A 14,446-nucleotide genomic window follows, 5' to 3' on the forward strand; every position below is an offset into this window, starting at 1 on the left:
GGGCCGACCCGTTCAACGATGGTGCTAGCCCCCGTATCGTCGGACGGGTTAACCCCCTGCGGCCGACGTATCAACCACCCGTGTTCGAGCCTCCTTTGGGTAAGAACCGATCTCGTGAGCGGGGGCGTAGCAGATGGCGAACCTCGTCGATCCGCCGACCGGCGGTCTGACTCCGGACACGGACGTCTCCTTCCACTACTGGCGCCGGGTGCTGTGGCTCGTCGTGGGCACCGCCGCCTTCGCGGTTGCCGCCGGGTTGCTCGGCGACCGCCTCGGCCGGGGTCCGCAGGCGGCCTGGGTCACGCTCCTGGTGATCGCCGTCGTACTGGGCCTGGTGCTGGTCTTCCGGACGGAGCTCGTCGCCAGGGTCCTGCCCACCCCTGAATCCGAGCAGCAGCCCCAGAACCAGCTCGCCGTACTGCGCTGGGGCACGCTGATCCTCGCCGTTCTGGTGACCGCGCACTTCGGCAGCACCGCGAGCCTGAAGGGCCGGCCGCGCTCGATCGTCGCGATCGAGCTCTCCGGCAACAGCAAGGCGTGGACGGCCTGCGCGTGTGACGACGCCTTGACGAGGGCCTTGCGGCAGGACTTCTGGTTCATTGCCTCGTACGTTCTTCTGCTCGGAGTACTGGTCCTCTGGGCGGGCGTGTACTTCCGGCTGCCGATGCTCCGGCGGGCCCGCAACGCGGTCGCGATCTCGGTGGTCGTGGCTGGCGTACTGGACGTGGCCGAGAACATCTTCATGCTCGCGGGAGGGTCCGCGGACGGTCCCTGGGAGCTCGCCGCGGTCTGCGCGTGGGCGAAGTTCGCGCTGCTGCTCGGCGCCGTCGTCTACACCGCAGCCGGCGCGTTCGCATGGTGGTCGACGCCGCGCTGGGTGCGGCTCGCCTCGCTGGCGTTACCGGAGTACGCCCGGAAACCGGCCGACAAGGACGGACCGGCCGCCGCCGGCACCGCGGTGGATCGTGGCGCCGCGCCCCGAGGGGTCGCCGAGCACGGGATCGCGCTGTCCGGCGGCGGGATCCGGGCGGCATCGATCAGCCTCGGCGCACTCCAGGTACTCGACGGCGGCGTTCTGGGCTGGTCCACGGCGCGCGCGGTCACCGCGGTGTCGGGCGGGTCGAACATGGCGGCCGGTTGGAGCATCGCGCGGTCGAGCTACCGGACCGACGACGGAGGGGATCCCGGCCGGGTGCAGCCCGCCGACCTCGCGCCGCCTCCGTGGGTGATGCAGCCCAACGGCTGGCTCACCCCCGAGGAGCGGCACCTGGTCGACAATCTCGGGTACCTCGCGTCGAACGAGCCGCGCGGGTCCGACACCGACCCGGCCGCCACCAACTCCACGAAGCAGGACGCGCTCGCGGGCAACCAGCCGTCCGGCACAGCGTCGTACCGGCCGACTGTGTGGGCAACGGTCGTCGCCGGGCTCAGCGTCAACGCGCTCGTACTGACGAGCATCCTGTGGGCGATCACGCGTCCGGTGGGCTGGATGCTGCGCAAATTCGTAGGCCAGCACGGCACGCTGCCGGCGGGCGCGATGCACGGGCTCGTCAAGGAGCACGGACTCGCTCGGCCGGGCCTCGTCTTCCTGGTCGTCGGATTCGCGATCGTCCTGCTCTGGACGCTGGCCGGTCAGTTCCTCGTCGGTCCGGCCCAGAACCAGCCGTGGGCGCGCCTCACGATGGTCGCGCTCAAGTGGGCGTCGTACGCCGCGCTCGGCATCGGGGTGGCCCTCGCCCTCACGGTGTGGGCGTTCGTCGAGCTGGTCGGGGGCGTCGCGCACCTGTCGTTGGCGACCACGATCGCCGGTGCGACCGCCGGTGCCGGGGTGGTCGGGTCGGCGGTCCGGATTCTGCGGAAGCCGGCGGCTCGCTTCGCGCCGATGCTCGGCGGTGTCGCGTTCATCGTCGTCGCGCTGTGCGTGGCCGCGCTGTCGACCTGGTCGGCGGCCGAGCACGGGGTGCGGTGGTCCGGCAACGATCTGCTCAGCTGGCAGTCCGGCTGGAACTGGGTGCTCGCGCTGGCGATCGTGGCGTACGTGATTCTCGGGCCGAGCCCGGAGGAATGGTCGCTGGCGCCCTTCTACCGGGGCAAGCTGCGGCTGGCGTACGCGACGTACCGGACGGCGAACGACGCGCGCGTCGAGGCGTACCAGAACGACAACGTTGCCGGTGACGACAAGACCAAGCGTGAACCGGGGTTGTTCTCGTTCAACGAGGACGGTGGGGTGCGGACTCCGCTGGTGGTGTGCACAACGAGCACGGTGACGTCGCGCGCTGTTCGCAGCCACTACGGCACGCCGGCTCTGAGCGTGACATTCGACCCTGCTCGGACAACGTTGCATCTGCCGCAGGACGGGCGCGGTCACACGCTCGAGTTCGCGGCGTCGACGCGCGTGCTCGATCGGCTCGGTCAGGGGCTGCACAAGCGGATCACCACGATGATGGCGGTCGCGATCTCCAGCGCCGCGGTCTCACCCGCGATGGGCCGCATCGGCATCGGACCGACGAGCATGTTGCTGACGTTCTTCAACATCCGGCTCGGAGTCTGGATCGCCAACCCGCGGTTCATCACTCAACTCGAGGCCAACGGTCTGCAGGGCAAGGACGAGTTGCGGTACGCGCGGACCGGGCTGGGTTATCTGTTCAAGGAGTTCTTCGGGATCCACGACCTCGACGACCCGTACCTGTACCTCACCGACGGCGGGCACTGGGAGAACACCGGCTTGGTCGAGCTGCTCCGGATCCCCGAGGTGACCGAGATCGTCTGCGTCGACGCCGACTCCGGCCCGGGGGACGCGACCACTTCCCTCGGCAAGGCGATCGCGATCGCGCCGAGCGAGTGCGACATCCGGATCGACATCAGCCTGGACCCGCTGCGGGCGGCGCCGAGCGCGTCGCGGGTACCGGCGTACTCGCCGCGGACCGTCAACATCGGGTTCTTCACCAAGGGCGCCGGGTTCTTCACCGACCAGACGCAGGTCGGAGTGCTCTGGTACGCCAAGCCCGGGCTGGCGAAGGAGATGCCGGCGGGGCTCCTCGCGTTCCACGAGCGGTATCCGAGCTATCCGCGGGAGTCGACGTTGAACCAGTTCTTCGACACCGCCAGCTTCGTTGCCTATCGCAACTTCGGCCGGTACAACGCCGGCCAAATCCTGCTCGCCCGGTCGAAGCTCGGGGAGGCCCTCACAGAGCTGCTGACCTTGAGCGACGCCGACCTCCACCAGCAACTGTCGGAGCAGGCCGCCGATCCGAGCGCTCACTGGGTCCTGGTCGAACTCTTCCGCGCCGCCCGAAGCGTCCCGCACGCCGACTCCGTCGACACACCGACCTGCGTCGCTGCGTACTGCCGCGCGGTCAGGAACTCCCTGGTGACACCTTTGTAACCAGCCACCGCGACAGCGGGCGCAGCTGGTCGAGGGCGGCGAGTACGCGGTCCGCTGCGGCCGGGGTGTGAACCCATTCGTCGCAGCCGAGGGACCGCGAGGCGATCAGCGAACGATGCCGGAGCAGGTCGGCCCGTGGGTGGTCGGCTGCGTACCCCCGCGGCGGCCGCTTCATCAGGTCACCGGTGATCTGGTACCCCTCGAGTTTGTTGAGTATTGCAACCAACCGCGGCCCGGAACCCTGGTCGGCGACCGCAGCCCGGTACCGCTCGATCTGCTCGGACGGCGCGTACCACCACGCCAGGCTGATGTGCAGGCCGTCCAGGTCGAACCCCACGCCGTACTCGATGTTCCTCGACACCCTGACGATCGCGCCTTGCCGCTGCCACGCCCGCAGCAGAACCTTGCCGTATCCCCACACCGCGAAGTCCTCGTACGCCGGATCCGCGTCCGCGACCGTGTTGAGCAGCTCGATCATCGGCTGCCGGACGAGGTCCTCCCGTTCCCTCTTGAACCGCTGCCGGACGTCGGCCGACGGCTCGCCCTCGAGCTGCAGCAGTACGTCGAACGCCGACCTCGGCCACCCTGCGAACGCCCCAGTCACAACGCGCAGCCTAGCGCGACGCACTGCTGCTTGACGTGACGTGGATTCGAGCGTCCCATGAGCTAACAGGGGTGGGGGGTAAGGGTGTTCGTAGCGCATCGACGTACCGTCATCGGCGTTTCGGCCACGGTCGAGCGGTCCGTCAGCTCGGGCCGCCGGGAGCACCTTGCCCGTACCGCGGCAGCCCTCGTTCTGGTCAGCGCGGCCTATTACCTCGGTGCACGGCTGGGCCTGAGTCTGTCGCTGGTCGAACGGAACGTCACGCCGCTCTGGCCGCCGACCGGGATCGCACTGGCAGCGTTCCTCGTGCTGGGCAGGTCGACGTGGCCGGCTGTCGCGGTCGCGGCGCTGGCCGTCAACCTGCCGATCAGCAGTGGCCCGTTGCCGGCGGCTCTGACCGCCGCGGGCAACACGCTCGCTCCGCTCGCGGCCACGATCGTCCTCGAACGGGTCGGGTTCCGGCGTGAGCTCGACCGCCAACGCGACGCGCTCGCGATCGTCTTCCTCGGCGCGCTCGCGAGCATGACGATCAGCGCCACGATCGGCGCCGTCACGTTGACAGCCTCCGACGGCACCCACGATCTGGCCGGCGCATGGGTGGTCTGGTGGACCGGCGACGCGATGGGCGTTCTCGCCGTCACGCCCTTCCTCTTGTGCATCCCGTTGTTCCGAGAGCTGGAGCCGTGGCCGGTACGGCGCTGGCTCGAGGCCGGGCTGATCCTCCTCTTGACCACGGTCGTCGCATCGTGGACGACGTACACGGACCTGCCGCTCCTGTTCGTCGTACTACCTCTGCTGGGCTGGGCCTCGTGGCGCCTGCAGCTCCGCGGCGCCGCACCGGCCGCCCTGACCGCGTCGCTCATCGCGACCTGGTCCGCGACCCATGGCCTCGGCCCGTTCGCGGGCATGTCGCTGTTGGAACGGATGCTGACTCTCCAGGCGTTCAACGCGACCGTCGCGCTGATGTCGTTCTTCCTCGCCGCGCTGGTCACCGAGCGCACGAGACTGGCCGGCGCACTCATGTCGGCGGCGCGTCAACAACTGAGCCTCGAAGAGGCACGAGCCCGCCGCGAACACACCATCGCCGAAACCCTGCAACGCAGTCTGCTCCCCGACCGAATGCCCACTATCCCCGGCGTCGCCCTCGCCGCCCGGTACGTCCCGGCGACGGCAGACCTGCACGTCGGCGGCGACTGGTACGACGTCATCCAGCTCCCCAACGGCCAAATAGCCCTGGTCATCGGCGACGTAGCCGGCCACGGCCTGCAGGCCGCCGCGGCCATGGCCCAACTACGAATGGCGGTCCGCGCGTACGCCGTACAAAACCCGTCCCCCACCGCAGTAATGGCCGGCCTCCACACCTTGGTCAACGCGCTCCCCATGGCAGACCTGGTAACGCTCCTCTACGTCCTCTACAACCCGTCCACCAACACAATCCACTTCTCGAACGCCGGCCATCCTCCCGCGCTCCTGCTCAACACCGGCTACTTGGAAGGCGCGCTGTCCCCACCCCTGGGCGTACTGACCGACTGGACCTACACCGAAACCAGCCACCAACTCCCCCGAGGAGCCACCCTCCTGCTCTACACCGACGGCCTGATAGAACGCCGAACCCGCCCGATCCAAGAAGGCCTCGACCACCTGCAAAAGGAAGCCACCCCGCACCCCAGCCTGGAGGCGCTCTGCGACCACCTCCTGAGAACCCTCCTGGAACCCAACATGGTCGCCGACGACATAGCCCTGATCGCCCTGCAACCCCGGACCTCTGAGTCAGCGGGGTGGGCGGAGGACTGCGAAGGGGTCGGTGACGGTTAGTTCGCGGGCGGCGAACTTGTAGACGGTGGCGGGGCGGCCGCCGCTCTGGCCGGGGGCGGCTCGGCGTTCAGTGGGGTCGATGACGTGTCTGCGGGTCAGGACGCGGGTGAGGTTGGTGGCGCCCAGCTCGTAGCCGAGGGCGGCACCGAACAGGTCGCGGAGCTCGGCAATGGTGAACTCGAGCGGCGCCAGCGCGAAACCGATGTTCGTGTACGACAGTTTCGCGCGCAGCCGGCTGACCGCGGCCTCGATGAAGAAGTGATGATCGAACGCGGTCCGCGGCAGCTCGTCGACCGGGTGCCACTGCGTGTCGGCCGGGAGCATCGGCCGTACGTCGGACGGCACCAGACCGAGATAACCCGTCGCCAGCACTCGCTCCCGTGGATCACGGTCGATCGCACTGTGCGTGGCCAGCTGTTCGAGGTGCGCGACGTCGCGTACGTCGACCTTCGCCGCCAGGTGCCCGGTGATCGCCTCCCGGAGCCGCTCGGTGGGCTCCACCCCGCCGCCGGGAAGCGCCCAGCGGCCGCGGTACGGACTCAGGGCGCGTTTCCACAGCAGCACGCACAGCCTGCCGTCGCGGACCGACAGGACCACGGCGAGCACCTCGTGCGGGTAACTGCGGAAGTTAACCGGATCACCTTTCTTGGCTGCGGGCACGTGGCCGATGGTAGCGTGTCCCTAGTTATCGCCTCGGAGGCGAAAACATCACAGAGAGCAGGACACCGATGCAGCTGACGACGGAGACGGTCCGGACCGCGGTGGCGGCCGCACTGGACGAGGACCAGGCGGCAGACGACGTCACCACCCGCTGGAGCGTCCCGGAGGCGCTGGAGGTCGAGGCGACGATGATCGCCAAGCAGGCGGGCCGGGTGGCCGGGCTGACCGCCGTACAGGAGGTGTACGCCGCCGTCGACCCCACCGTCACGGTACGACCGGCGGTCGCCGACGGCGATCCGGTTGTCCCGGGACAGCCGCTGGCGTGGATCAGCGGCTCGGCGCGCTCCATCATCACCGGCGAGCGAGTCGCACTGAACTTCGCCCAGCGAATGTCGGGCATCGCGACGCTCACGTCGGCCTTCGTCGCCGCGATCGGAACGCACCCGGTCGCACTCCTCGACACCCGGAAGACCGCGCCCGGCCTCCGCGCCATGGACAAGTACGCGGTGAGCTGCGGTGGCGGGACCAACCACCGCCTCGACCTGTCCGCGATGGTGCTGCTCAAGGAGAACCATCTGGCCGCGGCCGGCGGCGTACTGCCCGCCGTTCGGCGGGTCCGGGACGGTATGGCCGCCGAAGGCAACGACATCGCGATCGAGGTCGAAGTCACCACGGCCGAAGAGGCCCGCGACGCGCTGGACTGCCGGGTCGAGTGGATCCTGCTCGACAACATGCCGGTGGACCTGATGGCCCGGATCGTCGAGTGGCGCAACACCTCCGGATCCGCCACCCGGCTCGAGGCCTCGGGCAACATCTCTGTCGACACCATCGCCGATGTCGCCGCCACCGGTGTCGACGCCATCTCGGTCGGCGCCCTGACCCACTCCCCTACCGCCCTCGACATCAGCCTGCTGGTGACCCGCAACCACGCATCGTCATCTCCAGTTATCGCTTCCTGAGCGATAACCTCCCCGAAAGAAGAACCCGTCATGACCGTTGGTCAACACACGGCAATCACCTGGCAAGAAGAGGTACGACGTCTCGCCGAGGAACGGGACGCCGTGATTCTCGCCCACAACTACCAGGAACCGGCGATCCAGGACGTGGCGGACCACGTCGGCGACTCACTCGCACTGTCGCGCATCGCGGCCAGTACCGATGCCTCCACGATCGTGTTCTGCGGCGTGCACTTCATGGCCGAGACCGCCAAACTTCTCAGCCCCGACAAGACCGTGCTGATCCCGACGGCCCAGGCGGGCTGCTCGCTGGCCGACACGATCGACGCCGACCAGTTGCGCGCCTGGAAGGCGGAGCATCCGGGCGCCGTTGTCGTTGCCTACGTCAACACCAGTGCGGCGGTGAAGGCCGAGGCCGACATCTGCTGCACCTCGTCCAACGCGGTCGAGGTGGTCAACTCGATCCCGGCGGACCAGCCGATCCTGTTCCTGCCCGACCAGTTCCTCGGAGCGCACGTCCGGCGGCAGACCGGCCGGGACAACATCGAGGTCTGGATGGGCGAGTGCCATGTCCACGCCGGCATCAGCGCGGCCGACCTGCGGGCTCAGGTCGCCGCCGACCCGGCGGCCGAGGTCCTCGTCCACCCCGAGTGCGGCTGCGCTTCATCGGCGGTCTGGCTGGCCGGCGTGGGCGACCTGCCCGCCGAGCGGACCCACATCCTCTCCACCGCCGGCATGCTGGACACCGCTCGCGGCCTGACCGCCAAGACGGCTCTGGTCGCCACGGAGATCGGCATGCTGCATCAGCTTCGCCAGGTCAACAAGCGGACGAACTTCCTGCCGGTGAACCCGAAGGCCTCGTGCCGGTTCATGAAGATGATCACCCCGGAACTGCTGGTGCGGTGCCTGCGCGAGGGACGCGACGAGATCCAGCTTCCGCCCGAGGTTGTCGAGCGGGCCCGTCGTTCGGTCGAGCGGATGGTTGCCATCGGCAAGCCTGCGGGTGCTCGATGACGCGCGTCGTCGACGTCGTCGTCATCGGCTCCGGCGTCGCGGGCCTGTCAACCGCACTCGGTCTCGCGGCGACCCGCGACGTACTCCTGCTCAGCGCCGGCGACGGCAGCACGCCCTGGGCGCAGGGCGGCATCTCGGCCGCGTACGGCGAGGACGATCCGCTCGACCACCTGCACGACACGGAGGTGGCGGGCGCGGGATTCTGCGATCCCCGGAACGTCCGCGCGCTGGTCGAGGAGGGACCACAACGCCTCGCCGAGCTGATCGCTCACGGGGCACGCTTCGATCGCAACGGTGACGGATCCCTGTCGAGGACCTTGGAGGGCGGCCACAGTCGTCCCCGGATCGTGCACGCCGGCGGTGATGCCACCGGTGCGGAGGTACATCGCGCGCTGCTCGCAGCCCTGGACCGAAGCAGCGTGCAGACGATGACCGGGCGCACCGTCGGTCTGCTGCAGTCGGAGTACGGAAGTGTCGTCGGGGTGCTCGTCGAGACCGGCAGCGAGGTCACGCAGATCGAGGCGCGCGCCGTGGTACTGGCCACTGGCGGTATCGGCAACGCGTACCTGGCGAGCACCAACCCCTCGACGGTACGCGGCGACGGTATCGCCTTGGCGCTGCGAGCCGGCGCATCGCTGGTGGACATGGAGTTCGTGCAGTTCCACCCGACCGCGCTCCACACCGGTGAGACCAGCGGTCAGTTGCCTCTGGTCACCGAGGCGGTCCGCGGTGAAGGCGCCGTACTCCGCGACATCCACGGCCGCCGGATCATGGCCGGACGGCATCCGCGAGCCGATCTGGCGCCGCGGGACGTCGTCGCCCGGGCGATCGAGGCGACGATGCGCCGCGACGGATCCGACCACGTCTGGCTGGACGCGACGGCTGTGGATCCCGACGTACTCCGGAAGCGGTTCCCGACCGTACTGGCGTCGTGCGCGCGGATCGGCGTCGACCTGCTGACGGAGCAGATCCCGGTCGCGCCGGCCGAACACTTCCTCTGCGGCGGCGTACGCACCGACCGCAACGGCGCAACCGACGTACCTGGTCTGTATGCCGTTGGCGAGGTCGCGGCGACCGGTGTCCACGGAGCCAATCGGCTCGCCTCGAACAGCCTGCTCGAGGGACTGGTCTTCGGGCGTCGGGTCGCGACCGCGCTGACCCTCGACCTCCCCGCGAAGGACCACGGCCGCGCCCGTGAACTCCCGCTCGGCGATGACCGCGATCCGGAGCGGATCCGCACGATCCTGACCAGGTACGCCGGCATCCGTCGTGACGGCGCCGGCCTGAACGCGGCCGCCGACGAGCTCGAGAGCCTGGGCGGCGGCCCGCTCGCGACGGTGGCGCGAGCCGTCATCGTCGCGGCCACCGCACGCCAGGACAGCCGCGGCTGCCACTGGCGCTCCGACTACCCCCACTCCGACGCCCGCTGGGACGAGCACATCGCCGTACACCTCGACCAAGAAGGCCGCCCGACCACCCGACAACTCCTGTCCTCAGCCACCGCTTGAAGCCACCTCAAGTGCGGGTGCTAGCGCACGACCTCGTAGTTCAGGAAAGTCAGACCTACTCCGAGCGTGCGCGCACCCGCGAGGCGAAGTGGAAGCCTGTCGTCGATGCCGTCGAAGAGGCGCTCCCCTCCCCCGAGCACGACCGGGAACACGAACAGGCGCAGCTCGTCGACCAGGCCGTGCTCGATCAGACTCCGCACCAACTGATAGCTCGCATAGACGACGATCTCCCCCGCGACGTCGCGCTTCACCTCGGCGACCTGCGCGACGACGTCGCCGTTCAGTACGACGCCCGCACCCCAGCGAGGATGTTCGACCGTCGACGACACCACATACTTCGGCATGCTGTTCAGCTTGTCTGCCCACGCACCGGTGCGGTCCAACCAGCGCGAAGCGCCCTGCGGCCCATCGTCGTACAGACACCGTCGGCGACGAGAACTGATCGGCTGTCCGCGGCTAGTGGTCGACGGTCAGGACGATCTTGCCGAACTGCGCGTTGGACTCCAGGTACCGGTGCGCCGCGACCACGTCCGCGAGGTCGAAGGTCTCGTCGATGACCGGAGCCAGCGAGCCGGAGCGCAGTCCGGCGTTGATGAAGTGCTTGGCCCGGCGGAGGCGCGGTTTGCTGTCGATGGTCAGTTCGCTGAACGCGTACGTCCGGATCGTCCGCCCGCGGAAGTCCGCCGCGATCGGCATCGGCGCGGGCGTCGTGTCCAGCCAGCCGTAGAACAGAAGCGAACCGTCAGGCACAACGGCCTGTACGAGCGTGTTGACGGCCGGACCCATGATCGCGTCGAGGGCCAACTCGACACCCCGTCCGTCCGTCACGCTCAGGACCTCCTTGACGAGATCCTGTTCTTCTGTCGCGATGACATGGGCCGCGCCCGCATCGAGCAAGCGCTGCGCTTTCGCGCTGGTGCGGGTCGTTGCCACCGGCACCGCGCCCAGATGATTCGCGACCTGGATGGCGGCCAGACCGACACCGCTCGACGCCGCGTTGATGAGTACGGTGTCGCCCGGCTTGATGTTGCCGTACTCAACCATCAGACCGTACGCGGTGGTGTACGCCATCCACGTCGCCGCGCCGGACACGGCATCGACACCAGCTGGCCGATGCACCAGCGCGTGTGCCGGCAGGACGACGGACTCGGCGTACGTGCCGTACTCCGTCATGAGGAACGTCGGTACGGCGCTGACGGCGTCACCGACCGAGAAGCCCTCGACCTCGTCACCGACCGCCTCAATCACCCCGGCAGCCTCGTAACCGAGGCGCGATCCCGGAAGGTTCGCCGGGTACACATAGGTGCCCGACCGGAAGAGCGCCTCGGCCCGGTTGAGACCGATCGCCTCGACCCGAATCCGGACCTCCTCCGGTCCGGGTTCCCCCGGCTCGAGCTCCGCCAGCCGGAGAACCTCCGGCCCACCGAGCTCGTCGAACAGTACTGTCATCGTCATCGTGGGGACTCCTGGGCTGTGAGCTGTTTGGCTCGGTCAGCCTAGAAGTCCCGTAATGGACGCTCAATAATTTCTCGTCCGGTCTGTTCCACTCATCGTCCATCTCCCTGGAGCTCGGATCGCAGCTCCTCGGATGACAGCCAGGCCGGGGAGTCGTCCGGACCGTTGCGGCGATAGCGGCCGGGCGGCACCCGATAGTGACGCTTGAACGCGTTGGCGAACGCGAACTCCGACGAGTAGCCGATCTCGCGCGCGATCGACGCGAGCGACACCTCGCTCTCCCGTAGGCGTCGCGCCGCGATCACCAGTCGCCACCACGTCAGGTACGCCATCGGCGTCTGCCCGGTCAGGGCCGTGAACCGCTGCGCGAACGCAGCTCGGGAGAGGCCGGCTGCCTTGCCGAGCGATTCGACGGTCCAAGGATGTGCCGGATCGCCGTGGATCTGGTCGAGCGCGGTTCGAACCGAGGCGTCAGCCAGGGCTCTGCTCCATCCCTGACCGGTTGCCGCCGCGTTCTGGTCGTACCAATCTCTCAGCGCGTAGAGCAGCACGGTGTCCAGCAGCGCAGGCACGACAGCAGCGGTACCGGCGCGCTCGTCCCGCAACTCGTCCGCCAACAGACCGACCGCGGTACTCAGCGCCGACCTGCTGCCCGGCATGCTCGGAAGGTGAATCGAGGCGGGAAGTTCCGCCAGCAGCGGATGGGCCCTGGCGCGGTCGGTCAGGTACGCACCGCACAGCAAGACGCTCTTGCCCGGACCGCCGTCGGAGGCGGTATCCGCGACCTGTTCCGGGTGGTCGAGCGGAATCACCGAACCGGACAGTTCGACGTCCGGCCCGCTGGCCAGTCCGTGTCCATGGCCGTGCGGCAGGACGACGACATCGCCGGGAGCCAGCAGCACCGGGTCGCCGGCCGGCGGCACGAACCAGCACCGGCCCTCGAGTACGACGTGAAACCCGATGCCCTCGCCCGACTGGAACCGCAGACCCCAGCGGCCAAGATACTCGTTCCGGCGCGACACCGGCCGCCCGGTGCGTACCGCCAGCAGCGCGTCGCTCAACACGTCCACGCCATCACTCTACCGACCGTACTTCGGCGGAGACGCTGACGTATCCCTGCTGGACTCATGAGCATGGACCGTCCGCAAAGACACGGATTACGGTGGTCGACGTGCGATGGACGATCCTGGGCGCGAACGGAGGGAGAAGCAGCGCATGAGCCTCGAGGTGACCGTCGTGCAGGCGTGCCGGCGTTCCGGCCGCGGTGGCAGTCGGACTGCGGTGGTCACGGATACCGAACTGCGCGACAGCACGCGGCGCGCGATACCTGCAGCGGTGGGAGCCTCGCACGCGGTCTTCATCTCCACCCAGGATCCAGCGGCGGTCAGGCTGCGGTTCTTCACCTCGACCGGCGAGCTCCCGGCCTGCGGTCACGGCACCGTCGCAGCGCTCGCCGTACTGGCCCAGGACGCGGGTGAGTACGAGGGCATGCTGCAGACCGCGGCGGGATTGTTGCCGGGTCACGCGATCGGAAGAGAGGGCGAATACAGCGCAGCGTTCACGCCCGGCCCGATCGAACTGCACGCCGCGGCCGCAGAGGTCGCCGACCCGATCCTGTCCGCGTTGGGGGTCGGAACCGAGACCGTGGCGTGCCACGTCGCTTCCGTCGGACGACCGCGGCTGCTGGTCGAACTCGCCGACCAGCAGACGCTCACGAACCTCGCACCCGACATGCCCCGGCTACGAGCGGCCACCGACCGACTCGGTCTGCTCGGCTGCTACGCATACGTGTCACCGTCTGCGGACGGCCGGACCGTGGCCCGGATGTTCGCGCCGTCCATCGGCGTACCGGAGGACATCGCCAACGCCAACAGCACCGCCTGTCTGGCCGCGTACCTGTCAACTCGAGGGCATTCGCGACTACAGGTGGACATGGGCGACTCGTTGGGCCACCCCGCGACCATGATCACCACCGTCACCGCGACCTCCGGCCCACCGATCGTCGAAGTCGGCGGACAAGTCGCGATCTGCGTGTCGGCGGAACGTGTGGAAGAACCCATCGACTCCGGGCGTTGATGCGATCAGGACGGACGTACGACGGGAGCCGGGTCCATGGAAGTTCGCCAGCTCGAATTCTTCGTCGCGGTCGCGGAGGAGTTGCACTTCGGGCGCGCCGCGGAACGCCTGCACATCGGGCAACCGGCCGTCAGCCAACACGTCGCGCGACTGGAGCGCGAGCTCGGCGTCCAGCTCTTCGATCGCACGACCCGACGGGTGCGACTGACCGGTGCCGGCCGCCGATTGTTGCCTGAGGCACACGCCACGCTGACCGCCTTCGGCCGGCTGCGGGCCGCAGTCGCTGAGCCCGCCGGCGACATCACTGGACGACTGCGCATCGGGACGAGCGAGGGATTGGGTGATCGGCTTGACCAAGTCCTCGACCAGATCGCGACGCTGGCGCCCGCGGTCGACGTACGACTCGTCAGTCTGCCATCGGTCGAGCGTCTCGACGCGCTCCGTCGCGGTGAGCTCGACGCCGCGTTCGTCCGGCCCGCCGTACCCGTCGCCGCACTCGACACCACCGCCGTGTGGAACGAGACCCTCGTGGCGGCTGTGCCGGCCACGCACGTGGCCGCGGCGCGCTCATCGGTCACCTTGGCCGACCTGGCCGGCACGCCTTTGCGACTCAGCCCACGGCAGGCAAATCCTGGTCTGTACGACTTCCTGACGGGTCTCCTGCAGCAGGCCGACGTCGAACCACAGCGAGGTCCGGACATCGGATCGGTGTACGACGCCCTCGCCGAGATCGGCGCGGGACCGCCTGCGTGGACGGTGCTGTACGCCTCCGCCACGGAACGGTTGCGAGTCAACCGGATCGCCTTCCGGCGCCTGGACGTACCGGCGTTGCAGACCCTGATTGCGACTGCTCCCGGACCGAAGTCCCCAGCCGTCCAGCTCTTGGTGGACAGTTGCGTTGCCGCTGGCTGACGGCTTGATTCATGCGGATCCGTGATGACTGAAGGTCGCGGATTCGCCTTGTTGGCGAGGA

The 14,446-nt window shown here is 68.8% G+C and carries 12 protein-coding genes; 7 read left to right on the forward strand and 5 right to left on the reverse strand.

Annotated elements, in window-relative coordinates; all coding sequences use genetic code 11:
* Positions 1 to 133: 133 nt before the first annotated feature.
* Positions 134 to 3,385 carry a hypothetical protein gene (locus tag FB475_RS31585; protein WP_141861149.1) on the forward strand — a complete coding sequence of 1,084 codons (3,252 nt, stop codon included), beginning with the start codon at positions 134 to 136 and terminating at the stop codon, positions 3,383 to 3,385.
* On the opposite strand, the gene FB475_RS31590 is transcribed toward FB475_RS31585, so the two are convergent.
* Positions 3,357 to 3,989, reverse strand: coding sequence for a DUF2461 family protein (locus FB475_RS31590; protein WP_238332553.1), 633 nt, complete (start codon positions 3,987 to 3,989; stop codon positions 3,357 to 3,359). The genes FB475_RS31585 and FB475_RS31590 overlap by 29 nt on opposite strands.
* An 84-nt stretch (positions 3,990 to 4,073) precedes the next feature.
* Here FB475_RS31590 and FB475_RS31595 point away from each other — a divergent pair, with 84 nt between their 5' ends.
* Positions 4,074 to 5,804 (forward strand): SpoIIE family protein phosphatase, encoded by a 1,731-nt coding sequence (locus FB475_RS31595; RefSeq protein ID WP_141861151.1) that lies wholly within the window; start codon positions 4,074 to 4,076, stop codon positions 5,802 to 5,804.
* Here the strand turns inward: FB475_RS31595 and FB475_RS31600 are convergent.
* A complete protein-coding gene (locus FB475_RS31600; RefSeq protein WP_141861153.1) occupies positions 5,760 to 6,464 on the reverse strand; it encodes an NUDIX hydrolase in 705 nt (234 codons plus the stop codon). The two genes, FB475_RS31595 and FB475_RS31600, sit on opposite strands and share 45 nt — an antisense overlap.
* Before the next feature lie 68 nt (positions 6,465 to 6,532).
* Between FB475_RS31600 and nadC the strand changes: the two genes are divergently transcribed.
* Genes nadC through nadB form a run of 3 tightly spaced genes read left to right on the forward strand, consistent with a single transcriptional unit; the run spans position 6,533 to position 9,942 of the window.
* Entirely contained in the window at positions 6,533 to 7,423 is an 891-nt protein-coding gene (gene nadC, locus FB475_RS31605; protein ID WP_185759517.1) for a carboxylating nicotinate-nucleotide diphosphorylase, read from the forward strand.
* Between the two features lie 30 nt (positions 7,424 to 7,453).
* Entirely contained in the window at positions 7,454 to 8,434 is a 981-nt protein-coding gene (nadA, locus tag FB475_RS31610; protein ID WP_141861155.1) for a quinolinate synthase NadA, read from the forward strand.
* On the forward strand, positions 8,431 to 9,942 hold the full coding sequence (nadB, locus tag FB475_RS31615) for an L-aspartate oxidase (protein ID WP_141861157.1): 1,512 nt from the start codon (positions 8,431 to 8,433) through the stop codon (positions 9,940 to 9,942). The genes nadA and nadB overlap by 4 nt, the downstream gene beginning before the upstream one ends.
* A gap of 20 nt (positions 9,943 to 9,962) precedes the next feature.
* Here the strand turns inward: nadB and FB475_RS31620 are convergent, their stop codons facing one another.
* The 3 genes from FB475_RS31620 to FB475_RS31630 all read right to left on the reverse strand — a co-directional run bounded on the left by FB475_RS31620 (position 9,963) and on the right by FB475_RS31630 (position 12,467).
* Positions 9,963 to 10,385, reverse strand: coding sequence for a dihydrofolate reductase family protein (locus FB475_RS31620; protein WP_141861159.1), 423 nt, complete (start codon positions 10,383 to 10,385; stop codon positions 9,963 to 9,965).
* Between the two features lie 13 nt (positions 10,386 to 10,398).
* On the reverse strand, positions 10,399 to 11,397 hold the full coding sequence (locus FB475_RS31625; RefSeq protein ID WP_141861161.1) for a zinc-dependent alcohol dehydrogenase family protein: 999 nt from the start codon (positions 11,395 to 11,397) through the stop codon (positions 10,399 to 10,401).
* A gap of 92 nt (positions 11,398 to 11,489) precedes the next feature.
* Positions 11,490 to 12,467 carry an AraC family transcriptional regulator gene (locus FB475_RS31630; protein WP_141861163.1) on the reverse strand — a complete coding sequence of 326 codons (978 nt, stop codon included), beginning with the start codon at positions 12,465 to 12,467 and terminating at the stop codon, positions 11,490 to 11,492.
* Between the two features lie 145 nt (positions 12,468 to 12,612).
* On the opposite strand from FB475_RS31630, the gene FB475_RS31635 reads away from it, so the two are divergent.
* The gene (locus FB475_RS31635) at positions 12,613 to 13,473 is read left to right on the forward strand and encodes a PhzF family phenazine biosynthesis protein (RefSeq protein WP_141861165.1); all 861 of its coding nucleotides are present in this window, start codon (positions 12,613 to 12,615) and stop codon (positions 13,471 to 13,473) included.
* A gap of 36 nt (positions 13,474 to 13,509) precedes the next feature.
* The gene (locus FB475_RS31640) at positions 13,510 to 14,385 is read left to right on the forward strand and encodes a LysR family transcriptional regulator (RefSeq protein WP_141861167.1); all 876 of its coding nucleotides are present in this window, start codon (positions 13,510 to 13,512) and stop codon (positions 14,383 to 14,385) included.
* Positions 14,386 to 14,446: the final 61 nt, after the last annotated feature.

The sequence above is a fragment of the Kribbella jejuensis genome, from assembly GCF_006715085.1.
Lineage (GTDB): Bacteria > Actinomycetota > Actinomycetes > Propionibacteriales > Kribbellaceae > Kribbella > Kribbella jejuensis.